Source organism: Amycolatopsis suaedae, assembly GCF_004214935.1.
GTDB classification, from domain to species: Bacteria; Actinomycetota; Actinomycetes; order Mycobacteriales; family Pseudonocardiaceae; genus Amycolatopsis; species Amycolatopsis suaedae.
In genome coordinates this window covers 14515-36034 of the sequence record NZ_SFCC01000021.1, presented here as the reverse complement: position 1 = coordinate 36034, position 21520 = coordinate 14515, and the positions used below count along the sequence as shown (strand labels likewise).

Sequence of the window (21520 nt, the reverse complement as noted above, 5' to 3'; positions counted from 1 at the left end):
CTAATCTGGGGAGGCCGGCGGCTAGCCCGCTGACCTCGTCCTATTGTCGCGCGTTCATGGCTTCAGCTTCACGGCTGACTCATGACGGGTCGACCTGCTTCCTTGGTTCCAACCGGACTCGGGGCGCTCCCTCGTCCGTACCGCTGTCCGACGCGTTACTGCGCTACCCGGTCCATGATCGCAGGCCCCCGGTGTCGAGCGGCCCAGAAACCCGTAATGCCCTGGGCAGCGCCCGCCGCCGTTCGGCCTGGGACAGGCACCGCGGGGAGGGATGCATCCACGCCCCGCGGCCCGGTAGCCGCCGTTCCCGGTCGACCACCAGAGCCCCGTCCGCCACGACCAGTCGCAGCAACGCATCGATCGAAGCCCGCTCCCGGCACCCCACACACATCCGGACCGGAACCTTCCGGTCCGCTGCGTGCGCGGTCTCCGAGTGCGAGCTTCGGGTCACTCCTTAGTCTAGCCCGTCGCCAATCACTCAGCCGAACCGGTTGCCGCTGCGCGCGGCGCCCCGTCCCGGCCCTCGTCGGCGGCGGACGCCGGAGACTCCTCCGGCTCCTCTGTCTCTTCCATGGCGGCGTCGCTGCGGATGTCGATGCGCCATCCGGTCAGCCGCGCCGCCAGCCTGGCGTTCTGGCCTTCCTTGCCGATGGCCAGCGAGAGCTGGAAGTCCGGCACGACCACCCGTGCCGTCTTCGCGCGCTCGTCGACCACCCGTACCGACACAACCTTCGCGGGCGAGAGCGCATTCCCGACGAAGCGGGCCGGGTCGTCGGAGTAGTCGATGATGTCGATCTTCTCACCGGCGAGCTCGCTCATCACGTTGCGTACCCGGGCGCCCACCGGGCCGATGCAGGCGCCCTTGGCGTTGACCCCGGCCACGGTCGACCGCACGGCGATCTTGGACCGGTGACCGGGCTCCCTGGCCACGGCCGCGATCTCCACCGTGCCGTCGGCGATCTCCGGCACCTCCAGCGCGAACAGCTTGCGCACCAGGTTCGGGTGGCTGCGGGAGAGCATGATCTGCGGGCCGCGGGCGCTGCGGGACACGCCGTAGACGTAGGCCTTGATCCGGCTGCCGTGCTCGTAGGACTCGCCGCTGACCTGCTCGGCCTGCGGCAGCACGCCCTCGGTGCCGCCGCCGATCTGCACCACGACCATGCCCCGGGCGTTGGCCCTGGCGTCGCGCTGGATGACACCGGCGACGATCTCGCCCTCCTTGGCGGAGAACTCGCCGAAGGTCTTCTCGTGCTCGGCGTCGCGCAGGCGCTGCAGGATCACCTGGCGGGCGGTGGTCGCCGCGACCCGGCCGAAGCCCTCCGGGGTGTCGTCCCACTCCTCGTCGATCTCGCCGTTGGCGTCGAGGGTGTGCGCGAGCACCCGGACGTAGCCGGTCTTGCGGTCGATGTCGATCTTGGCGTGGGGCTGGTGGCCCTCGGTGTGCTTGTAGGCGGTGAGCAGCGCTGTCTCGATGGCCTCGAGCACGGTCTCGAAGGGGATGTCCTTGTCCCGTTCGATCGCCCGCAGTGCCGCGATGTCGACGTTCACTCCGACCCCTCCTTCGATTCGTTCGATTCTCCACCCAGCAGCGCGAGTTCGGCCGCGGGCGGCTGACGGAACTCGATCTCCACGACGGCCTTGGCCACGTCGGCGTAGCGGACCTCACGCACCGCGCCGTCGACGAGTACCCGCACGCCGTCCTCGCCCGCGTCGCCGACCCTGCCGACGAACTCCGCGCCCTCGGCGGGGGTGATCCGCACCAGCCGCAGGCGTGCCCTGCGCCAGTGACTGGGCCTGGTCAGCGGGCGGTCGATCCCCGGCGAGGTGACCTCCAGGGTGTAGGCCCCGGCGATCACGTGCTCGTGCTGGTCGAGGACGGCCGAGACCGCCCTGCTGATCTCGGCGACCTGGTCGAGGCCCACTCCGTCGTCGGAGTCGACGACCACCTTGACGAGCTTGCGCCTGCCCGCCTGTTGCACATCGAGTGCATCGAGTTCGAAACCCGCTGTCGAAACGGCGTCGGCCACGATCGGCTCGAGCCGGCTGGCGAGTTCTCCTGCCACCGTGACGCACTCTCCTGTTCGGCTATTCGGCTCAGTCAGAGGTAGTCCAGCTTATCGGGTGTGGTGTTCCGTGCGCATGAGCGCGGGTGGCCGGGCGCGGCCTGGCAGGATGGGTTTCCGTGAGTCCGAGACCGACCCTGACCCGCCGCCGCGCCCTGCTGGTCGCGCTGTGCCTGCCCGTGGCCGCCGCCTGCTCCCCCGGCTACTCCGAGGAGCCCGACGTCCTGGTGCCGCTGCTGGAGCGTGCCCGAGCCGACGCGGCCGCCGCCGAGGCACTGGGCACCGAGGCGGCGAAGCAGGTCGCGCAGGCCCGTGCCGCGCAGGCCACGGCGTTGCAGGCGGAGGTCGACCGGCTGAACCGCCCGCGCCAGGAAGGGCAGCAGGCCCCGCCCGGGCGGGTCCCCGACGTCACGGCACTGGCCCAGCGGCTGGTGGAGGCCCGGCAGCAGGCCGAGCAGCTGGTCGCCACGCTGCCCCGGCACCGGGCCGGGCTGGTCGGATCGGTCGCGGCCGGGTCGGCCGCGCTGCTGCAGCTGTTCCCCGAACAGCGGGGCAAGCTCGATTCCGGCGAACTCGACGCCCCCGCCACCGGCGCGCTGGAGCCGGACACCGTCCAGGCCGTCCAGGGCGCGCTCGCCGCCGAGCACGGCGCGGTGTGGGTGTACGGGCTGGTGACGGCGTTCCTGCCGGGCGACTACCGCACGGGGATGACGGAGGGCGCCGCCGTGCACCGGGACCGCCGCGACGCCTGCGAGCGGGTGCTGGCCGCCGCCGGGGCGACCCCGCAGCCGGCCGAGCCCGCCTACCTGCCGCCCAAGCCGGTGACCGACGCGGCGTCGGCCATGGCGCTGGTCGCCACCGCGGAGTCCGACGCCGCCGCGGCGTGGCGCGGTGTGCTGGAGCGCACCGACGACGCGCAGCTGCGCGGGCTGGCGCTGACGGCGCTGGTCGGCTCGGCCACCCGCGGCACCCGCTGGCGCGAGGCGGCCGGTGAGAAGCCCGCCGCGCCCGCCCTGCCCGGCGCGCCGGCCTGACCCGCGGGGCTGCTCCGGCCCCGGCCAATGCACGTGAAGGCCACCTTCATTACGTGAGACGTGGTGAAGGTGGCCTTCACGTGCTTTGAGGCGTGGGCGCCGCCGGTCAGGCGGCCGAGCGCAGCTGGTCGGCCAGGCGCAGGGCGTCGGCGGCGACGCGCATGAGCAGGGCGTTGTCCTTGTGCTCGTCGAAGAACTGGGCCTCGACGATGGTCACGTCGGCGCCCGCCGCCTTGGAGGTGTACTCCCCCGTCGCCACCCTCGGCGCGCCGGGCAGCTTGGCGGTGCCGTCCTTGACCAGGTCGTTGACGTTGCCGGTGTCGTCGGTGTCGGTAATGGCCTTGAGCTGCTGCGCCGTCTCCGGCGAGTCCATCGTGACCACCACGACCGACACCAGGGCCCGCACGTTCTGCCCCGGCGTGGTGACGTACAGGCCACGCACCACCTTCCGGCAGGGGTGCTCGGCGAACCACTCCTTGATCTTGCCGTAGGAGTTGCCCGCGCAGTCGGTGGCCGAGACCGGCTGGTGGGCGGCGTCGAACCGGAACTCGCCGGTCGTCTGCTGCGCGGTCTTCTCCGTGTCGGTGCCCGGGTCGTGGCGGATCAGCCACCAGACCAGCCCGGCGACGACCGCGACGGCGACCAGGCCCAGGGCACGCAGCGCGAACACGAGCGCGGGCCGTCCCGGCGGCGCGCCCTCGACGCGCCGCAGCGGCTGGGTGTCACCAGACGACGGTAAGTTCACTCCCACGGGTGGTCACCGTAACTCACCACGCAGCGCGTCGAGCACCTGCTCGACGTCGGCGGCGGTGTTGTAGAGGTGAAAGCCCAGCCTGGCCCGCCCGGCTCGCACCCCGTGCGAGATGCCCGCGGCGGTCAGCGCCGCGGGCGCGCCCGGGTGCGGCAGCGACACGATCACGCTGTCCCCCGGCTCCAGCCCCAGCTCGCTCCGCAGCAGGTTCGCCAGGCCGGCACCGTGCCGGTGGACGGCCTGGACACCGAGCCCGGCCAGGTAGGGCAGGGCGACGGCGGCGCCGATCTGGGCCAGCCACGCCGGCGACAGGTCGAACCGGCGGGCGTCGGCGGCCAGCCGCAGCGGCAGCCCGTAGATCGACTCCCAGCGCCGCTGCCCGGCGAACCAGTTGGCCGCCACCGGCACGGTCCGTTCCAGCACCCGTGGGTGCACGGCCAGCCACGCGGTGCCGCGTGGGCTGAGCAGCCACTTGTACCCGGCGGCGACAACCCAGTCGGCCCAGTCCAGCCGGGCGGGCAGCCAGCCCGCGGCCTGGGTGGCGTCGAGCAGGACCGGCACGCCCTCGGCCGCGCAGGCCTCCCGCAGTGCGGCCAGGTCGACGATCGCGCCGTCGGCGGACTGCACGACGCTGACCGCGACCAGGTCGTGCCCGCTCACCCGGCCGGGCAACGCGGCCAGCGGCACCTCGGTGACCTCGCAGCCACGAGCGGCGAACGGGAACGTGACGCTGGTGAAGTCGCCCTCGGCGACCAGCACCCGGGAACCGGGCGGCAGCGCGGCGGCCACCGACGCCACCAGCTGCGAGGCACTGGCACCGGAGGCCACCCGGTCGGCGGGCACGCCCAGCAGGTCGGCGAAGCCCTGCCGGGCGGTCTCCACGTGCTCGTCGAACGCGGGGGCGTTGTCCGCTCCCGTCCGCCACCGCGCCACCCCGCGGGCCACCGCGTCGGCGACCACCACCGGCGGGATTCCGACGCTGGGGGTGTTGAGGTAGCCGCCGTCGATGTCGAACCCGGCGCCGAAAGCTGTCCGCATACCGCCCGACACTAACGCGAGTCGCGTTCCAGGAACTCGCTCAGCAGCCCGGGGACGGCGTCCTCGGCGAACAGCAGGCCCTGGTCCTGCCCGGCGTCGAGCACCGAGTACCCGCCCGCGCCCGCCGCCGTGGTCGCCATGACGGTGACCAGGCCTGCCCGCCGCTGGAAGACCGACTGCTTGACCCGCCAGCCGATCACGCCACCGCGCTGCAACGCGACCGTCGACCGGCGCACGGTTCCGGACCGGGCCACCAGGTACTCGCCGGTGATGCCGTGCCCGAGCGAACGGTAGGCGTCCAGCGCGAGCAGCACCGCCACCGGCAGGGTCACGACGGCGGCGATCCACGCGATGTGCAGCAGGACGTCGGTGAGCAGCCAGCCGAGCACGGCGAGGATCGCCACCAGCAGCAGCGCGGACCCCACCGCCCAGCGCAGCCTGCGCCCGCGCGCGGCCACCGGGTGCCCGGCCAGCCGCACCGCCGCCGTCGGCGCCACGGGCTCACGCAGCACGTCGGCCGCCACCCGGTCGGCGATGTCCTTCGGCGCCGCGGGCAGCAAGGTCTTGCTGTCGGTCTTCTCGTTCTCCTGCTGCTGGGCGATGCCGGTGGCGATGGCGTCGACCCTGGCCGCGCCGGCCAGCCGGGTGCCCAGCGGCTCGACCACGTCGACGCCGCGCAGCCTGCGTTCCTCCAGGGAGATCGACCGGGTGGTGAGCAGCCCGCGCCGGACCCGCAGGGTGCCGCCGGGTTCACGCTCCAGGTGGAAGTTCCACCACATCTCCACCCACAGCCCCAGCGAACCGATCACGCCGACCACCAGCAGGATCGCCGCCAGGACGACGATCATCGCGACCAGCGGGAGGTCGCGGAACAGGTCCCCGACCCAGGCGATGACACCCTTCTGCAGGCCGAACCACTCCGACACCTGCATCACCGCGCCACCCGCGGCGATGCCCAGCGCCGGGGCGACGAACGACAGCGGCGCGTACCGGATCCAGCCGGGGTCGAGCACGGCGAGGCTGCCCTCGCCGGTGGGCGCCTCGCCCTGCTCGGCACGGCGCAGCAGTTCCCGCCGCAGCCGGTCGCCCTCCTCCCGGGTGACCGCGTCCAGCGTCAGCGTGCTCTGCCCGGACTCGGCCCGCTCGCCGGTGCCGATCTTGACCTTCACCAGGCCGACGATGCGCAGCAGCGGGTTGGCGGTGAGGTCGACGGTGCGGATCCGCTCGCGTGCCAGCGAGCGCCGCTGGGTGAACAGCAGCCCGGTGTGCAGTTCGACGCGTTCCTCGCCGGTGCGGTACCGGGTCTTGAGCAGCCGCACGTAGTCGGCCGCGGTGCCGAGGACGATCAGGGCTGCGGCGAAGGGCAGCACCCACGCCAGCGCGACACCCAGCCCGGCGCCGCCGGAGATGCCGATGGCCACCGGCACCCCGGCCGCGACGGCGACCCCGGTGTACCCGAGCGCGGTGGCGACCAGCGTCCGGTTGTCCAGTGTGGACCATCCGGCGGGGATCACGTGGCATCACCCGGGGTCGCCTGCGTGGTCTCGGTGAGCTGCTCGGCGACCTGCGCGGCCAGCTCGTGGTCGAGCCCCTCGATCTTGACCGCGCCCTTCGACGACGCGGTCGTCACCGTCACCGAGGCCAGCTTGAACAGCTGCTGCAGCGGGCCGCGGGTGGTGTCAACGGTCTGGATGCGCGACATCGGCGCGACCCGCCACTCCTGCCAGAAGAAGCCGGTACGCACGTAGACGGCGGTGTCGGTGATCTCCCACCGATGCACCCGGTACCACCACAGCGGCATCAGCAGCGTGACCGGGATGCCGATCACCACCAGGCCGACGGCGGGCCACACCAGCCAGGTCCGGGCCGCGCTGAGCAGCACGCCGTTGATCACCAGGATCAGTGCCGGCACGGCGAACAGCAGCGCGCAGTTGACCCGCCACCACGCGACCGTCCTGGGGTCGAACTGATTGCGCGGCGGGCGCAGCCGCACGGTTTCCTCGGCCATGGTGTCCCCCTGAGTTCCCCGGAATTCGTTACAATGCGATCGCATCGTAAAGGAGGCCGTGCTGCCGCGGCAACGGAGGGGGCGGGGTGCCCAGACAGGTCGACCACGAACTGCGACGCCGGCAGATCGCCGAGGCACTGCTGCGGCTGACCGCCTGCCGCGGGCTGGAGGCGGTCAGCCTGCGCACGGTCGCGGCCGAGGCCGGCCTGTCGATGGGAGCGGTCCAGCACTATTTCGGCAGCAAGGACGAGATGCTGCTGTACGCGGTGTCCTATCAGGACGCGTTGCGGACCGAGCGGATCACCACACGGGTGCTGGCCGGGTCGGCCGAGCCCACGCCGAAGGCGATCCTGCGGGCGTGTGTCGCCGAGTTCCTGCCGATCACCGAGCAGAGCCGCACCGAGACGCTCGTCGGCATCGCGTTCTTCATCCGGGCGCTGTCCGAGCCCGCGCTCGCCACGTCCTACGCGGAGAACCTGCCCAAGACACTGACGTTCTTCGCCGAGCAGATCCGGCAGGGCCAGCGCTCCGGCACCGTGGCGGCCGACCGCGACCCCGAGCACGAGGCGGAGATCCTCTGGGGACTGGCCGACGCGCAGGGCACCGAGATCCTGCTCGGCCACCGCACGCCCGAGCAGTCGCTGGCCACACTGGACTACCACCTGGACCGCCTCTTCGGCGCCTGAGACGTCAGGAACCGCCGTGGCCGTGGGCGGCGGCGTGCCGCACCGCCTGCAGCTCCTTGAACACCTTGCGCAGCGCGGGCACCGCGGCGCCGCCGCGTTCCTCCAGCTGCCGCAGCCGGTCCTTGTACTGCCTGCGGTCCCTGGCCGAGACCACCGGCTTCAGCTCCACCGCGGTCACCAGCGCGGTCAGCGCCGCGTCCTCCCTGCTGATCCGCTCGACGTCACCGCCACCCCGCAGCGTCTGGTCGACGACGCCGGCCAGCCGGCTGACCACCGCCTCGTCGCGGACGGTGACCCGGTGCCGGGGCAGCAGCAGGAACACCCGGCCCCGCTCGATGTCGACCAGACCCGCCGCGGCCAGCTGCTCCTCCTGCGAGCGCAACGCGTCGCGGCCGTCCCTGCGCACCCAGGCCCGCCAGGTGCGCGGCCGGTCGGTGGCCACCTGGCGCTGGACCTCGTCCCGCAGCAGATCCCCGGCGGACCCGCCGGGAACGGCCTGCACCATCCCGTCGTGGTCGATCAGCCTGCCCCGCAGCACCAGCTCGGCCAGCGCCGCGGCCCGCATCAGGTACCCGGCACGGTCGCGGTCGCGCACCCGCTGCCGCGCTACGTCGCAGCTGAGCAGGTACGCCTTGGCCGGAAGCGACAGCTCCCTCATCGACATCATCCCCTCGTCGCTCACCGGCGCCGCAGCTGCGGCCAGATCTCGGCCCACGGCCGGCGCCGTCCTTCGTACAGCCACATCAACCCCTCGGCAACCGGGGTCTGCCCGGCGAAGTACGGCCGCAGCAGCGCCGGGTCGAACCCGACGAACAACACGGCGTCCGCACTCTCCGGTGGCGCGCCGAAGAACCAGTAACCCCGGTGCCCGCTGTAGGCCCTGGCGACGCCCTGGTCCCGACCGTATACGTCCACCGCCGCCGCGAACGGGTAGATCTCGGCGAACACGGCCGTGCGGTCGCGCCCCGGCAGCGCGGCCCAGGTCGCCGCGACCATCCGGCCCAGCTCCTGCTGCGGCAGCTCGCCCCCGGCCATGGCCGAGCCGAGCACGAACGGGCCCCACGTGGGCGGCACCCGGTCCAGCGCCGAGCGCGGATACACCGGCAGCGACGCCAGCGCCACCACCGCCGACAGCACGAACGCCGGCCACGCGGCGGCCCGCCACCACCGGGCGAGATCCCGCTTGGCGATCTCCACCGCCGCGACGGCGAACGGCACCGCGAACATTCCCAGCAGGTAGTTGGACCGGCCCTGCGCCACCAGGAACGCCACCACCAGCACCAGCAGCGCCACGCCGAGGAAGCGCAGCGCGGGATCGCGCAGCAGCCGCCACGTCCCGTACAGCAACGCGGGCACGCCGACCCCGATCCCGGCGCCGAGCACCACGTCGCGCAGGAACGCCCAGTGCCCGGGGAACTCCGCGGCCACCACCTCGGACATGGCCAGGTACGGCCAGCCGTGGGCGGCCTGCCACACCAGCGCGGGCACGGTCACCAGCGCGGCGATCGCCGCGCCGGTCCACAGTCCCCGCTGGCGCAGCAGCTCCCGGGGGCCGAACACCGCCGCCGCGGCCAGCACCGCCACCCAGAACGCCGGGATGAGGAACTTGGTCTGCAGCGACACCGCGGTCACCACACCGGCGAGGACGAGCGTGCCGTGGCGCCGGGTCCGGTTCCAGCGGACCAGCAGCCAGGCCACGACCGTCCAGAAGAACGGGTCGAGGGTGTAGGTGGCCAGCCAGTGGCTCAGCGTCAGCAGGCTGGACGTCGCGTACAGCCCGGCGGCCATGAGCTGCGCGCCCCGGCCGCCGCCGAGTTCGCGGGCGATCAGCCCGGTCACCACCACCCCGCCGGCGAACGCCAGCGTCACCGGCAGCCGCAGTGCGACCAGTGAGCCGGGGAACAGCCAGTCCATCGCCGCGGCCAGCGCCGGGACCAGCGGCGGCTGGTCGAAGTAACCCCAGGCCGGGTGGTCGCGCCCGGCGACGAGGAAGTACATCTCGTCGAAGCCGTAGCCGTACCGGCCGCTGGTCAGCAGCAGCGCGAGCCCGGCCAGCCCGGCGACGGACAGGACCGGCCCGGCGGCGAACCGGGCGGCGGTCATCGCGCGTCTCGCGCCGACAGCGTGGCCCGCGCCAGCAGCGCCAGGCCCGCGATCCAGCCGACGAGCACCAGTCCGGCCGCCCACGGCGGCAGGTAGGTCGGCGACGCCGGGTCCGGGTTCAGCTCGGCCAGGGTGCCCGCGGCCATGCCGGGCAGGAACCGCAGGACGTACTCGCTCACCCAGGCAGGCAGCATGTCGCCGAACATCGCGGGCAGGTAGATCACGGCCAGCAGCGCCGCGATCGTCCCGGCGGCACTGCGCAGCAGCACCGCGACGAACACCGCCAGCACGCTGAACACCACCATCTCCGCGGTCCAGCCCGCCAGCACCCGGACCACGCCGGAGTCGCCGAGCGACGCGTGCGGTGCACCGGCCCCGGCGAGGACGGACTGGCCGAGCACGAACGAGGCGACGGTCAGCACGGTGCCTGCCACGGCCGCGACCGCGCCGACGACGAGTGCCTTCGCGGCCAGCCAGCGGCCGCGGCGCGCAGTGACGGCCAGCGTCACCGAGATCATCCGGCTGGCGAACTCGGGCGCGGTCGAGCCGGTGCCGAACACGATGAACAGCACCAGCGCCAGGCTCAGCCCGACGGTGCCGACCGACACCGGCCGCAGCGCCTGCCGGGCCTGGGCGTCCATCGTGGGGAAGTCACTGCCGATGACGACGGTGAACAGGACGGTCAGGCCCAGCCCGACCGCGGCGGCGACGGCCAGGGTCAGCCAGGTGGACCGGACCGAGCGCAGCTTGGTCCACTCCGACGCCAGTGCCGAGCCCAGCCGGGGGACGATGTAGCCGGTCACCGGGTGCTCCCTTCGTGTGCGAGTGCGCGGGCGGTCTCGGCCGCGTACTGGGCTTCCTGCGCGGTCAGTTCCATGAACGCGGCTTCGAGGCTGGCCCGCACCGGGGTCAGCTCGTGCACCGCGATCCGCTGGGCCAGCGCGAGTTCGCCGACCTGGCTGGCGTCGACGCCGGTGACCAGCAACTCCCCCGCCCCGCCCGTGCCGACCCGAGCGCCGTGGCCGGCGAGCAGATCGCCGAGCCGGTCGGCCTGCGGGCTGATCACCCGGATGTGGGCGTGCGAGCTGCGTGCGGTGAGCTCGGCGATGCCCGTGTCGGCGATGAGCCGGCCGCGGCCGATCACCAGCACGTGGTCGGCCGTCTCCTCCATCTCGTTCATCAGGTGGCTGGAGACGAACACCGTCCTGCCCTGCGCGGCCAGGTCCCGCATCATGCCGCGGATCCACCGGATGCCCTCCGGGTCCAGGCCGTTGACCGGCTCGTCGAACAGCAGGATGCCGGGGTCGCCGAGCAGTGCGCCGGCGATGCCGAGCCGCTGGGACATGCCCAGCGAGAAGCCACCGATCCGCTTACCGGCCACCGAGGTCAGGCCCACCTGGTCGAGGACCTCGTCCACCCGGCGCCGGGGCACCCCGCCCGCCTGCGCCATCCAGGTCAGGTGCGCGCGGGCGGTGCGCCCGCCGTGTACCGCCTTGGCGTCGAGTACCGCGCCGATCTCCTGGACCGGCGCCGGAATGTCCACATAGGACCGCCCGTCGACGGTGACCGAGCCGGCGTCGGGCCGGTCCAGGCCCAGCATCATCCGCATGGTCGTCGACTTGCCCGCGCCGTTGGGGCCGAGGAAGCCGGTCACCAGGCCGGGCCGCAGGTCGAACGACAGCGCGTCCACGGCGGTCACGTCGCCGAATCGCTTGGTCAGTTCTCGTACCTTGATCACGCGGTCAAGGACACCGGCCCGGGTGGTTGCGGCACCAGCACTGTTGGTGGTGTCCCGGATCAACTTTCGTTGACTCTCCCGCGCCGGAGGTGGTGTCCACAGTGGCCGGGAGCCCGCCGCGGGCTACCGTGAGCCCGTGTACCGGACGAAGCGAGGCGACTCCATCGCGGTGATCCTGGCCATGGTGGGTTTCACCGCCCTGGACACGCTGTACTGGCTCGTCGGGCCGCGCACCACCGGCTGGGCCGGGCCGCACGCGGGCTACCTGCTGCAGCTGGCCGTCGACCTGTCGCTGCTGCTGCTGATCCGCTTTCCCCGCGCGGTGTGCGGGCTGGCGCTGGCCGCGGGCACCGTGATGCTGGCCTCCGACCTGTTCGCGCCCGGGTTGTTCGTCCCGACCGAGCCGCTGTCGCTGGCCACCGTGCCCACCTGCACGCCGGTGATCTGCGGCGCCGCCGTGCGGCTGCTGGGCCGCAGGGAGGGGCTGTGGTTCGTCGGCGCGATGGCCGTCGTCGCGGCGCGGCCGTGGTCGCCGGACTGGGCGATCACCCCGTTCGGACTGCTGATCACCGCCGGCTCGGCGCTGATCTCGCTCTACGCCGAGGCCCGCGGCAGGCTGCTCGACTCGCTGCGTGACCGTGCCGAGCGGGCCGAGCGGGAGAAGCACCTGCTGGCCGAGCAGGCGCGGTTCGCCGAGCGGCGGCGGCTCGCCTCGGAGATGCACGACGTCGTCACCCACCGGCTGAGCCTGATCGTGCTGCACGCCGGGGCACTGGGGGTGAGCAGCCCGGACCCGGCCGCCCGCGCGGCGGCCGAGGACATCCGCACGGCGGGCACGCAGGCGCTGGACGAACTGCGCGACCTGGTGGGAGTGCTGCGTTCCAGTCCGTCCGAAGTGGACGAAGAGGGGGAACCGACGCGGGTCACGCCGGAGGGACCGCCGCCGGACCCGGCACTGCTGGCAGCCGAGTCCGGCGCGGTCGGTATCCCGGTGGACTACGCCGCCGACGGCAGCGCGGCCGACGTCTCCCCCGCGGTGGCGCGGACGGTCCACCGGGTGGTGCAGGAGGCGCTGACCAACGTCCGCAAGCACGCGCCGGGGTCGGCGGTGACCGCGCGGCTGCGGTACCGGCCCGACGGTGTGCGCGTCACGGTGACCAACACCGCCCCGGCCGGCCCGCCCGATCCGGTGCTGGCCACCCGCGGGTCCGGGGTGGGCCTGGCCGGGCTGCGGCAGCGGGTGGAGCTGCTGGGCGGCTCGCTCACGGCGGGTCCCGCGACCGGCGGCGGGTTCGAGGTCAGTGCGATACTGCCCGCCTACGTACCCACTGCCGAGGCGAGCCGGTGACCGACGAGAACAGCCGTGTGATCAAGGTGGTCGTCGTGGACGACGAGCCGATGGTCTGCGCCCACCTGACCACGATCCTCGGCTCGGCGCCCGACGTCGAGGTGGCCGGGCAGGCACAGGACGGCGCCGAGGCGGTCGAGGCGGTGATCCGGCACCGGCCCGACGTGGTGCTGATGGACCTGCGGATGCCCGGCGTCGACGGGCTGACCGCGACCGAGCGGATCACGTCGATGCCGAGCCCGCCCGCGGTGGTGGCGCTGACGACGTTCGACGCCGACACCTACGTCATCCGCGCGCTGCGGGCGGGCGCGGCCGGTTTCCTGGTGAAGTCGACGCCGCCGGAGGACCTGATCGGCCTGATCCGGGTGGCCGCCGACGGGCACACCGTGCTTTCGCCGGAGGCGGCGCGGCGGCTGGTGGCGGCGTCGGACGGGGAGCGGCAGCGCTCGGCCGACGCCAGGCGGCGCACCACCGGCCTGACCGAGCGCGAGGTGCAGGTGCTGCGCTGCCTGGGCGAGGGACTGTCCAACGCGGACATCGCGGGCCGGCTGCACCTGTCGGAGGCGACGGTGAAGAGCTACGTCTCCCGCATGCTGGTCAAGCTGGGCTGCACCAACCGCACGCAGGCCGGCCTGCTGGCCCACGAGGCCGGCCTGATGACGGCGCGCTAGGGGCTGTCGCCTTGCCGTGAAGGCAAGGTCGGGTAACGGGCAGGGCGACGTGGCTGGTCCCGAACGCAGAACTCGCGTGCGTGAGCGCAGAACTCGCGTGCGTGAGCGCAGAACTCACGATGTGGACGCCGGTCGCCCGCGCGAGCGGACCGTTCGCGCGAGTCGTACGTTCTCACGCGTGAGTCGTACGTTCTCACGCGCGAGTTGTCCGTTCCGGACCCGCGAGTTGCACGTTCCCGCTCGCCGGTCTCACCGTCCGGCACACCGGTTTCAGATGGCGAGACACCAGCCCGGGTAAAGGCACGTGAAGGCCACCTTCATTACGCCTCACGTGGTGAAGGTGGCCTTCACGTGCTCTGGTGGCCCGGACCGGTGGCGCTCTCGTAGGCTCGGCGCCGTGACCTACCTCGCGGCTGCCGACCGGTACGACTCCATGACCTACCGCCGCAGCGGGCGCAGCGGGCTGCACCTGCCCGCGATCTCGCTCGGCCTGTGGCACAACTTCGGCCACGACCGGCCGTTCGAGACGCAGCGGGCGATCTGCCGGCGCGCGTTCGACCTCGGCGTGACCCACTTCGACCTGGCCAACAACTACGGCCCGCCCTGCGGCGCCGCGGAGACCAACTTCGGCCGCATGCTGGCCGCGGACTTCCGGCCGTACCGGGACGAACTGGTCATCTCCTCCAAGGCGGGCTACGACATGTGGCCCGGCCCGTACGGCAACTGGGGTTCCCGCAAGTACCTGCTGGCCTCACTGGACCAGTCGCTGTCCCGGATGGGCCTGGACTACGTCGACATCTTCTACTCGCACCGCTTCGACCCGGACACCCCGCTGGAGGAGACGCTCGGCGCGCTGGACAGCGCGGTGCGCTCCGGCAAGGCACTCTACGTCGGCATCTCCTCCTACTCCTCGGCCAAGACCGCCGAGGCCGCCCGCATCCTGCGCGAGCTGGGCACGCCGCTGCTCATCCACCAGCCGTCGTACTCGATGTTCAACCGCTGGATCGAGGAACAGGACCTGCTGGGCACGCTGGAATCCGAGGGCGCGGGCTGCATCGCCTTCTCCCCGCTGGCCCAGGGCCTGCTGACCGACCGCTACCTGGACGGCGTCCCCGCCGACTCACGGGTCGCCACCGGCGGCGCGATGTCGGAGTCGATGCTCACCGACGACGCGCTGTCCCGGGTGCGGGCACTGAACGAGCTGGCGAAGGGCCGGGGCCAGTCACTGGCGCAGCTGGCACTGGCCTGGGCACTGCGGGACCCGCGGCTGACCTCGGTGCTGATCGGCGCGAGCAGCGTGCGCCAGCTGGAGGACAACCTGGGCGCGCTGGACAACCTGGACTTCACCGCCGAGGAACTGGCGCGGATCGACGAGCTGGCCGTCGACGAGGGCATCAACCTCTGGGCGCCCTCCAGTTCCCATTAGTGTCCTGCGCCGGAAATCCGCCGTGCAATTCGCCGGGCCCAGCTTCCCGCTGACGGCGTTGCCGGTCCGCCCGAGTACGGTCCAGTACGAGGACGAACCGGCGCCTTGCCAGCGGAAACCTGGACTCGCCGACTTACGCGCCGGACTTCCGGCGCAGGACACTAGTCCCCTTTCGGCCCCTTGCCCCGGCTCGACGGCGGGTTGTCCGGCTTGCCCTTGCCGGGCTTGCCCTCGCTGACCGGCTTCGCCTCCTCGGTCCGCTCCTGGCCGGACGACGGCGCCGGGCTCTGCCCGGGTGACGGCGTGGCCGTACCCGGGGGGACCGTGGTACCGGCCGGGCCGCCGTCGCCGGCCGCGGGGGTCGTCCGCCCGGCGTCGGCAGCCGGGACGACACCGCCGGACACCGGCCCCGTCTCGCCGGCGGGCGCCGACGGCGGGCCGTCCGGAGGCGCGGCGGGCGCGGACCGGACCGGCGGCGACTCGGCGGAGCCCGGCCCTGGCGGCGTCCCGCCGCCGAGCAGCAGCGCCCCGGTCACCAGGCACGCGGCGGCGCCGGGCACGCCCAGCCACAGCACCGGGCGCCGCTGCGCGGCCTGCTCGCCCGCCCGCACCCGCTCCAGTTCGGCAGCGGCCTCGGCGGCGGTGGGACGGGTCGCGGGACCGCCCGCGGTCATCCGCTTGAGCAGCCGGGCCAGCGCGGGCGGCAGGCCCTTGGGCACGGTGGGTGCCCGGCGCAGCCTGGCGACGGCGGCCTCGGCCATCGGCCCCGGGTAGACCCGCTGCCCGGTCAGGCATTCCAGCAGCACCAGGCCCAGCGCGTAGACGTCGCTGGGCGGGCCGACGCCCTCACCACGCACCTGCTCGGGCGAGAGGTAGGCGGCCGTGCCCATCACCGCTCCGGTGACGGTCAGCTTGGTGGCGTCGGCGACCCTGGCGATGCCGAAGTCGGTCAGCGCGGGGCCGTCCTCGCCGAGGATCACGTTGCCGGGCTTGACGTCGCGGTGGGTGATGTCGGCGGCGTGCACGTGGTCGAGCGCGGCGGCCAGCCGCTGCCCGAGCGTCACGGTCTCGTCCAGTTCGAGCGGTCCCTCGGCGAGCCGCTGCGCCAGCGTCGGGCCCTCGACCAGGCGCATCACCAGGAACTGGCGCCCGCTGTGCAGGCCGGCGTCGAACAGCTCGATCAGCCCCGGGCAGCGCAGCCCGCGCAGCACCTGGACCTCCCGGGGAAACCGGCGCTCGACCGAGTGGAACAGCTTGACCGCGACCAGCCGCCCGTCGGTGCGGTCGAACGCGCGGTAGACCGTGGCGGTGCTGCCCTCGCCCACCGGCGACCGCAGCTCGTAACGTCCGGCCACCACGGCGGGTGGACCCTCGGATTCGTGGTGGGGCCGGGTGTCGCCGTCCTGCGTCACCGCCGCAACTCCGTTCGCTCGCCGGCTCGGGGGATTAATCACGGTACCGGCCGGTGTCACCGGAACGAAAGCCCGGCTGTGCCAGCATGCGCGCATGCACCCGCTGATCACGGTCGACGAGCTGAGCGCAGGCCCCCGCGTCACCCTGCTCGACGTGCGGTGGAGCCTCACCGGCCCGCCCGGCGCCGAGGCGTTCCGCGCCGGGCACGTGCCGGGCGCCCGCTTCGTCGACACCGACACCGAGCTGGCCGCCCCGCCCGGCGACGGCGGCAGGCATCCGCTGCCGGACACCGCGGTGTTCCAGGAGACCCTGCGCGGGCACGGCGTCCGCCGCGGCCGCGGGGTCGTGGTGTACGACCAGCGCGACGCCACGGTGGCCGCCCGGCTGTGGTGGATGCTGCGTTACCACGGCGTCGAGGACGTGCGGGTGCTCGACGGCGGCTTCGACGCGTGGACCGCGGCGGGCCTGCCGGTCGCCACCGGCGACGAGCCCGCGCCCGAGCCCGGCGACGTGGTGCTCTCCCCCGGCGCGCTGCCGCTGCTGACCGCCGGCGCCGTGCCCGGCGTGGCCGAGCGGGGCGTGCTGCTGGACGCCAGGGCCGCCGAGCGCTACCGCGGCGAGTCCGAGCCGGTCGACCCGGTGGCCGGGCACATCCCCGGCGCGGTGTCGGCTCCCACCCAGGCCAACGTGGACGGCTCCGGCCGCTTCCTCGACGCGGCGGCGCTGCGGGAGCGGTTCGCCGGGCTCGGCGTCACCGACGACACCGAGGTCGGCGTCTACTGCGGTTCCGGGATCACCGCGGCACACGAGGTGCTGGCGTTGCGGCTGGCCGGGTTTGACGCGGCGCTGTACGCGGGTTCGTGGAGCGAGTGGATCCGCGACCCCGGGCGGCCGGTCAGCCGGGGAGCCTGAGCCGCCACAGCGAGGTCACCTCGGCCGACCGCGCGGCGTGCAGCGGATCGGTCTCGTCGGCCGCCTTGCGGTGGCGGGGCCGGGTGTCCAGCCGGCCCTCGACCCGCAGCCCGGCGCCGGTGATCCACCCGGTCAGCTCGTCGCGGCCCCGCAGGCCGACCCGTTCGGCCAGGTCGGACATGATCAGCCAGCCCTCGCCGTCCGGCTCCAGGTGCCCGGCCAGCCCGGCGAGGAACCCGCGCAGCATGCGGCTGTCCGGGTCGTAGACGGCCGCTTCCAGTGCCGAGGTCGGCTCGCCGGGCAGCCACGGCGGATTGCACACCACCAGCCGCGCCCGTCCCGGCGGGAACAGGTCGGCGGCCACCACCTCGGCCCCGCTCGCGCCGAGCCGGTCCAGGTTCTCCCGCGCGCAGGCCAGCGCCCTGGGGTCGGCGTCGGTGCCGACGACCGGCCGCACGCCGCGGGCGGCGAGCACGGCGGCCAGCACACCGGTGCCGGTGCCGATGTCGAACGCCGGGCCGTCGCCCGGCAGCGGTGCCCGCGCCACCAGGTCGACGTACTCGCCCCGCACCGGGGAGAACACGCCGAAGTGCGGGTGGATGCGCCCGGCCAGCGCGGGGACCTCGACGCCCCTGCGGCGCCACTGCGCCGCGCCGACCGCGCCCTGCAGCAGCCGCAGCGGCAGCACCGAAGGGCCGCCGGACTCGCCGAACGCCTCGGTGCAGGCCTGCGCCACGTCGGGTGCGCGCCGCAGGTGGCTGCGGTAGTCCGTGTCGAGTTCCACCAGGACCAGGCCGAGCAGGGTGGCCCGGCGGGCCTGCCGTTCGCGGTGCCGCCGGAACGCCTCGGCCGGGTCGGCCGCGGGTGGTTCACGACGGCGGTCGAGGCGGCGGGCCATCGCCGACAGCAGTTGCCTGGCGTTGTGGAAGTCGCCGCGCCACAGCAGCCCGGTCCCCTGCTTCGCCAGCCGCAGGGCGGCGTCGGCGGTGGTGCGGTCGTCGGCGAGCTCGACCCGCCGCGGCGGTGGCGCGCCGGCGGACCGCCACCGGGCCGAGCGGGCCTGGCCGTCCTCGGTCCAGTCGAGCGTGTCCACGCCGAGGACTCTGTCAGGCGGCACCCGGCCTGCCGAAACCGGGTTGCCCGCGGCCGGACCGGCTCCGACACTGGCCGGATGACGTTCGACGAGCTGCTGGCCGAGGGGTCCGCCGTGCCGGTGGAGGGCTGGGACTTCTCCTGGTTCGACGGCCGCGCCACCGAGGAGCGGCCGCCGTGGCGGTACTCCGGCCTGCTGGCCGGGCAGATGGCGGCCGCCTCGTCGTCGCTGGATCTGCACACCGGCGGCGGCGAGGTGCTGGCCGGGGTCGCGGCGATGCCGCCGAGGGCCGTCGCGCTGGAGGCGTGGCAGCCCAACCTGCCGGTGGCGAGGCGCAACCTGGGCCCGCGCGGGGTCGCGGTGGTCGGCGGCGCGCACACCGGGCTGCCGTTCCGCGCGGAGGCGTTCGACCTGGTGACCACCCGGCATCCGACGGTGGTGCCGTGGGCCGAGGTGGCCAGGGTGCTCGTGCCGGGCGGGCGGTATCTGGCCCAGCACGTGGGGATCGGGTCCAACCGGGAGCTGTACGAGTTCCTGATGGGCCCGCAGCGGCACGATCCACGGCCCAACCCGGAACGCATCGCGGCCGAGGCCGGCGCGGCCGGGCTGGTGGTGGACGAGGCCCGGGAGGCGTGGATCCGGCTGGAGTTCTTCGACGTGGCCGCGGTGGTGCACTTCTTGCGCAAGGTGGTCTGGACCGTGCCGGACTTCACCGTGGAGCGCTACCGCGACCGCCTGGCGGCGCTGCACGAGCGGATCGGCGCCGAGGGCCGGTTCGTCGCGCACGCCTCGCGGGTGCTGGTGCGCGCCCACCGGCCGTGAAGGCCGCCCCACCGAGGTCGGAGGGAGGGCGGCCGTCACGGCCGGCTAACCCGGCAGAGGCGGGCCACCTCTACCGGGGGTCCGGGATGCCCGCGGCGCGAGCGGCGGCGGCCTCCAGCGTCATGGCGCGCAGCATCGCCTCGCCCGCGCCGTGCCTGCCGTCGAGCCAGGTGACCGCACCCGCCATCGGCAGCGCGCCCGCGCCGACCAGGGTGACCGGCAGGCCCGCCCGCACGGCGAGCGCGACCGCGGTGGTCAGGAAGCAGGGCCCGCGCGAGTCGGTCGTGGTGATGACGGCGTTGCCCGCCAGCGCCTGGACGAGCATGGCCTCGGTCAGCAGGCCGGCCGGGTAGTTCCAGCTCGCGATGTTGCCGACCGGTCCGGGCAGCGGGTCGCGGCCACGCAGCCGCGGGCCGACGTCGGCGAGGAACCGGCGCACGCCGGCCAGGCAGCGGTCGACCTCGGCGACGGCGACGTGCCGGGGCGTCCCGGTCTCGGCCTCCAGCAGGACGGCCAGCAGGCTGCGGTGCCGTTCCAGCGCGTCGACCGCCGCCAGTACCCGGGTGGCGCGCTGCGCCAGTGGCATCTCCCGCCACACCCGGTGCGCGCTCAGCGCCGACTGGACGGCCTCCAGCGCCGCCGGGCCCTCCGGCTGAGCCTGCGGGACGAAGGCGTCCGGAGTGAGGTCACAGCCACGGCCGTAGACATCCGCCCAGGTGACGACACTGGTCATCGGGATCTCCTGCTTTCAACTGATGTGTTCCGCGTCACGTACGATGCCTGTAGACTGTATGCAGTATGGAACACCTTGTCCATCTCCAGTCCACAGGGAGGCGACGATGAGCCCCGAGACCCGGGAACTGCTCGACTGCTTCGGCAGGCGTTACGTCGTGGGGCCGACCGCCGAAGAGGCCGGTGGCGGCAGGCCGCGCGCTTGGCAGCTGTGGGCCGCGGTCGCCGCGATGGCGGCGGTCGGCGTGCTCCAGTACGGCTACGGCGCGCTGGCGCCCGGCCTGCTCGATCGCGGCTGGAGCGCGGCGGAGGTGTTCGGCCTGCTCGCGTTGTGGACGGTGTTCCAGGCCGCCACCGGCTTCCCGGTGGCCTACCTGCGCGAACGCGGCCGGATCGGGCCACGCAGCGCGATGCTCACCGGCGCGGTGCTGACCGCGGCCGGCCTGCCGGCGCTGGCACACGGCTCGGTGCCGGTCGCGCTGGCCGGGTTCTCCGTACTGGCCGGCACCGGCGCCGGGCTGGTCTACGCGACCTGCTCGTCGACGGTGGCCAAGTGGTACCCGGAACGCTCGGCTGCCTCGGTGAGCCTGGCCACCGGCGCGTTCGCGTTCGGCTGCGTGCCGTTCGTCGTCGCCTTCGCCGTCGCCACCGGCACCGGCGGCCTGTCCCCCGTGCTCGTCGTCGCCGGCCTGCTGCTGGCCGCGGTCGTCGCCGCGGCGGGCCTGCTGTTCCGCGACCCGCCCGCCGACTGGTGGCCGCCGAAGCCCGACCCGCGCGAGTGGGCACTGCGACGGCACGGCCCCGCGGCGGCCCGGCAGTTCTCGTCGAGGGAGGCGCTGCGCACCGGGGCGCTGACGCGCATGTGCGTGATCCTGCTCTGCGCCAGCGCGGTGTCCCTGCTGGACGTGGCCTTCCTCGCCACGGTGGCCGTCGAACTGGGCCTCGGCCTGGTCATCGCCGCCGTCGGCACCTGCCTGCTGGTCGGGGTCAACGGCACCGGGCGGTCGCTGGCGATCCGGGTCGCCGAGCGGATCGGCCTGCGGTCCACGCTGCGCCTGGTCCTGGCACTGCTCGGGACCGGTCAGGTGCTGCTGGCCGGTGCCGCCGCGTCCGGCTCCGCGGTACTGCTGCTGATCGCCGCGCTGGTGGCCGGTGCGGGCGGGGGCGCCTTCTACCCGCTGTTCGCCGAGCTGGCCAGGGAGTGCTTCGGCGACCGGGCCGGCCTGGAGGTCAACGCGGTCATCTACAGCGCGAAGGCACTGGGCGGGCTGGCCGGTGTCGGCGCGGGCGCGGCGCTGGCGCACCTGTGGGGCTACCCGGCGGTGTTCCTCGGCGCCGGGACGGTCGCGCTGGGCGCCGCGGCGCTCTGCCAGGGCCTGCGCCGCCCCGGTTTACTCCGCGTCATTCCGGCTACCCCGGTGGTAGTGCGCGAAGCGTAACCGGCAACCGAAAAAGTTGATCTACATCCTTTGTAGGTAAAAATACCCCCAAATGGAGCTGTGTGTAATCACGAAAATGCGCCCCGACATAGCCGTCGAACATGTTGCGAACGCACAATCGGAGCAATTACCCGTGATGTGACTGCATTCACCAAATCGGACAACGTTCTCATTGTATGCTGTAGGCAGTCGACGATCACTACGGTCAGTGGCCGGAACCCCGGTCCGTCCCCACAGTAATTT

General features: G+C 73.7%; 22 protein-coding genes. 8 read left to right on the top strand and 14 right to left on the bottom strand.

All coding sequences use genetic code 11. From position 1 onward, the window contains the following. Positions 1-163: 163 nt before the first annotated feature. The 3 genes from EWH70_RS32090 to rimP all read right to left on the bottom strand — a co-directional run bounded on the left by EWH70_RS32090 (position 164) and on the right by rimP (position 2063). Entirely contained in the window at positions 164-391 is a 228-nt protein-coding gene (locus EWH70_RS32090) for a YlxR family protein (RefSeq protein ID WP_130479448.1), read from the bottom strand. A gap of 83 nt (positions 392-474) precedes the next feature. Further along, entirely contained in the window at positions 475-1548 is a 1074-nt protein-coding gene (gene nusA / locus EWH70_RS32085; protein WP_240687338.1) for a transcription termination factor NusA, read from the bottom strand. Continuing rightward, on the bottom strand, positions 1545-2063 hold the full coding sequence (gene rimP / locus EWH70_RS32080) for a ribosome maturation factor RimP (protein ID WP_130479332.1): 519 nt from the start codon (positions 2061-2063) through the stop codon (positions 1545-1547). Before rimP ends, nusA begins: the two co-directional genes overlap by 4 nt. A 119-nt stretch (positions 2064-2182) precedes the next feature. Between rimP and EWH70_RS32075 the strand changes: the two genes are divergently transcribed. Then, entirely contained in the window at positions 2183-3097 is a 915-nt protein-coding gene (locus EWH70_RS32075; RefSeq protein ID WP_130479331.1) for a ferritin-like domain-containing protein, read from the top strand. Positions 3098-3203: 106 nt separating this feature from the next. Here EWH70_RS32075 and EWH70_RS32070 read toward each other — a convergent pair whose 3' ends face one another. From EWH70_RS32070 to EWH70_RS32055, 4 genes are read right to left on the bottom strand one after another with little or no spacing between them, the layout of a single operon-like run. Next, positions 3204-3848 carry a hypothetical protein gene (locus EWH70_RS32070; RefSeq protein WP_240687337.1) on the bottom strand — a complete coding sequence of 215 codons (645 nt, stop codon included), beginning with the start codon at positions 3846-3848 and terminating at the stop codon, positions 3204-3206. 6 nt (positions 3849-3854) lie between these two features. Then, positions 3855-4886, bottom strand: coding sequence for an aminotransferase class V-fold PLP-dependent enzyme (locus tag EWH70_RS32065; RefSeq protein WP_130479330.1), 1032 nt, complete (start codon positions 4884-4886; stop codon positions 3855-3857). A gap of 11 nt (positions 4887-4897) precedes the next feature. After that, a complete protein-coding gene (locus tag EWH70_RS32060; protein ID WP_130479329.1) occupies positions 4898-6400 on the bottom strand; it encodes a PH domain-containing protein in 1503 nt (500 codons plus the stop codon). After that, positions 6397-6894 (bottom strand): PH domain-containing protein, encoded by a 498-nt coding sequence (locus EWH70_RS32055; protein WP_130479328.1) that lies wholly within the window; start codon positions 6892-6894, stop codon positions 6397-6399. The genes EWH70_RS32060 and EWH70_RS32055 overlap by 4 nt, the downstream gene beginning before the upstream one ends. Before the next feature lie 86 nt (positions 6895-6980). Here EWH70_RS32055 and EWH70_RS32050 point away from each other — a divergent pair, with 86 nt between their 5' ends. Then, complete coding sequence (locus EWH70_RS32050; RefSeq protein ID WP_130479327.1) at positions 6981-7580, top strand: TetR/AcrR family transcriptional regulator; 600 nt, start codon at positions 6981-6983, stop codon at positions 7578-7580. Positions 7581-7584: 4 nt separating this feature from the next. Here the strand turns inward: EWH70_RS32050 and EWH70_RS32045 are convergent, their stop codons facing one another. The 4 genes from EWH70_RS32045 to EWH70_RS32030 are packed head-to-tail and all read right to left on the bottom strand — an operon-like array spanning position 7585 to position 11421. Beyond that, a complete protein-coding gene (locus tag EWH70_RS32045; protein WP_130479326.1) occupies positions 7585-8238 on the bottom strand; it encodes a GOLPH3/VPS74 family protein in 654 nt (217 codons plus the stop codon). 20 nt (positions 8239-8258) lie between these two features. Beyond that, positions 8259-9683 carry an ArnT family glycosyltransferase gene (locus EWH70_RS32040; protein ID WP_130479325.1) on the bottom strand — a complete coding sequence of 475 codons (1425 nt, stop codon included), beginning with the start codon at positions 9681-9683 and terminating at the stop codon, positions 8259-8261. Continuing rightward, positions 9680-10486 carry a hypothetical protein gene (locus EWH70_RS32035; RefSeq protein WP_130479324.1) on the bottom strand — a complete coding sequence of 269 codons (807 nt, stop codon included), beginning with the start codon at positions 10484-10486 and terminating at the stop codon, positions 9680-9682. The genes EWH70_RS32040 and EWH70_RS32035 overlap by 4 nt, the downstream gene beginning before the upstream one ends. Next, the gene (locus EWH70_RS32030; protein ID WP_130479323.1) at positions 10483-11421 is read right to left on the bottom strand and encodes an ATP-binding cassette domain-containing protein; all 939 of its coding nucleotides are present in this window, start codon (positions 11419-11421) and stop codon (positions 10483-10485) included. The genes EWH70_RS32035 and EWH70_RS32030 overlap by 4 nt, the downstream gene beginning before the upstream one ends. 181 nt (positions 11422-11602) lie before the next feature. Between EWH70_RS32030 and EWH70_RS32025 the strand changes: the two genes are divergently transcribed. The 3 genes from EWH70_RS32025 to mgrA all read left to right on the top strand — a co-directional run bounded on the left by EWH70_RS32025 (position 11603) and on the right by mgrA (position 14866). Beyond that, positions 11603-12769, top strand: a complete 1167-nt coding sequence (locus EWH70_RS32025) for a sensor histidine kinase (RefSeq protein WP_130479446.1) — start codon at positions 11603-11605, stop codon at positions 12767-12769. A 17-nt stretch (positions 12770-12786) separates the two neighbouring features. Continuing rightward, positions 12787-13440 (top strand): response regulator, encoded by a 654-nt coding sequence (locus EWH70_RS32020; protein WP_130479445.1) that lies wholly within the window; start codon positions 12787-12789, stop codon positions 13438-13440. A gap of 397 nt (positions 13441-13837) precedes the next feature. Continuing rightward, positions 13838-14866 carry an L-glyceraldehyde 3-phosphate reductase gene (mgrA, locus tag EWH70_RS32015; RefSeq protein WP_130479322.1) on the top strand — a complete coding sequence of 343 codons (1029 nt, stop codon included), beginning with the start codon at positions 13838-13840 and terminating at the stop codon, positions 14864-14866. Positions 14867-15027: 161 nt separating this feature from the next. Here mgrA and EWH70_RS32010 read toward each other — a convergent pair whose 3' ends face one another. Further along, on the bottom strand, positions 15028-16278 hold the full coding sequence (locus EWH70_RS32010; RefSeq protein WP_165436504.1) for a serine/threonine-protein kinase: 1251 nt from the start codon (positions 16276-16278) through the stop codon (positions 15028-15030). Between the two features lie 94 nt (positions 16279-16372). Between EWH70_RS32010 and EWH70_RS32005 the strand changes: the two genes are divergently transcribed. Then, positions 16373-17191, top strand: a complete 819-nt coding sequence (locus tag EWH70_RS32005; RefSeq protein ID WP_130479320.1) for a sulfurtransferase — start codon at positions 16373-16375, stop codon at positions 17189-17191. Here EWH70_RS32005 and EWH70_RS32000 read toward each other — a convergent pair. Continuing rightward, positions 17175-18284, bottom strand: a complete 1110-nt coding sequence (locus EWH70_RS32000) for a methyltransferase (protein WP_130479319.1) — start codon at positions 18282-18284, stop codon at positions 17175-17177. The two genes, EWH70_RS32005 and EWH70_RS32000, sit on opposite strands and share 17 nt — an antisense overlap. A gap of 78 nt (positions 18285-18362) precedes the next feature. On the opposite strand from EWH70_RS32000, the gene EWH70_RS31995 reads away from it, so the two are divergent. Further along, positions 18363-19106 (top strand): class I SAM-dependent methyltransferase, encoded by a 744-nt coding sequence (locus EWH70_RS31995; protein ID WP_130479318.1) that lies wholly within the window; start codon positions 18363-18365, stop codon positions 19104-19106. Between the two features lie 70 nt (positions 19107-19176). Here EWH70_RS31995 and EWH70_RS31990 read toward each other — a convergent pair whose 3' ends face one another. Beyond that, entirely contained in the window at positions 19177-19839 is a 663-nt protein-coding gene (locus tag EWH70_RS31990; RefSeq protein ID WP_130479317.1) for an aldehyde dehydrogenase family protein, read from the bottom strand. A gap of 106 nt (positions 19840-19945) precedes the next feature. On the opposite strand from EWH70_RS31990, the gene EWH70_RS31985 reads away from it, so the two are divergent. After that, complete coding sequence (locus EWH70_RS31985) at positions 19946-21277, top strand: MFS transporter (protein ID WP_165436503.1); 1332 nt, start codon at positions 19946-19948, stop codon at positions 21275-21277. Positions 21278-21520: the final 243 nt, after the last annotated feature.

What these genes read in the sequence shown, in the direction of transcription:
- EWH70_RS32065 (WP_130479330.1), bottom strand. Translation starts at nt 4,886, where the DNA reads ATGCGGACAGCTTTCGGCGCCGGGTTCGACATCGACGGCGGCTACCTC.
- EWH70_RS32055 (WP_130479328.1), bottom strand. Translation starts at nt 6,894, where the DNA reads ATGGCCGAGGAAACCGTGCGGCTGCGCCCGCCGCGCAATCAGTTCGAC.
- EWH70_RS31985 (WP_165436503.1), top strand. Translation starts at nt 19,946, where the DNA reads ATGAGCCCCGAGACCCGGGAACTGCTCGACTGCTTCGGCAGGCGTTAC.
- EWH70_RS32005 (WP_130479320.1), top strand. Translation starts at nt 16,373, where the DNA reads ATGCACCCGCTGATCACGGTCGACGAGCTGAGCGCAGGCCCCCGCGTC.
- EWH70_RS32090 (WP_130479448.1), bottom strand. Translation starts at nt 391, where the DNA reads ATGTGTGTGGGGTGCCGGGAGCGGGCTTCGATCGATGCGTTGCTGCGA.
- EWH70_RS31990 (WP_130479317.1), bottom strand. Translation starts at nt 19,839, where the DNA reads ATGACCAGTGTCGTCACCTGGGCGGATGTCTACGGCCGTGGCTGTGAC.
- EWH70_RS32025 (WP_130479446.1), top strand. Translation starts at nt 11,603, where the DNA reads ATGGTGGGTTTCACCGCCCTGGACACGCTGTACTGGCTCGTCGGGCCG.
- EWH70_RS31995 (WP_130479318.1), top strand. Translation starts at nt 18,363, where the DNA reads ATGACGTTCGACGAGCTGCTGGCCGAGGGGTCCGCCGTGCCGGTGGAG.
- EWH70_RS32040 (WP_130479325.1), bottom strand. Translation starts at nt 9,683, where the DNA reads ATGACCGCCGCCCGGTTCGCCGCCGGGCCGGTCCTGTCCGTCGCCGGG.
- EWH70_RS32045 (WP_130479326.1), bottom strand. Translation starts at nt 8,238, where the DNA reads ATGAGGGAGCTGTCGCTTCCGGCCAAGGCGTACCTGCTCAGCTGCGAC.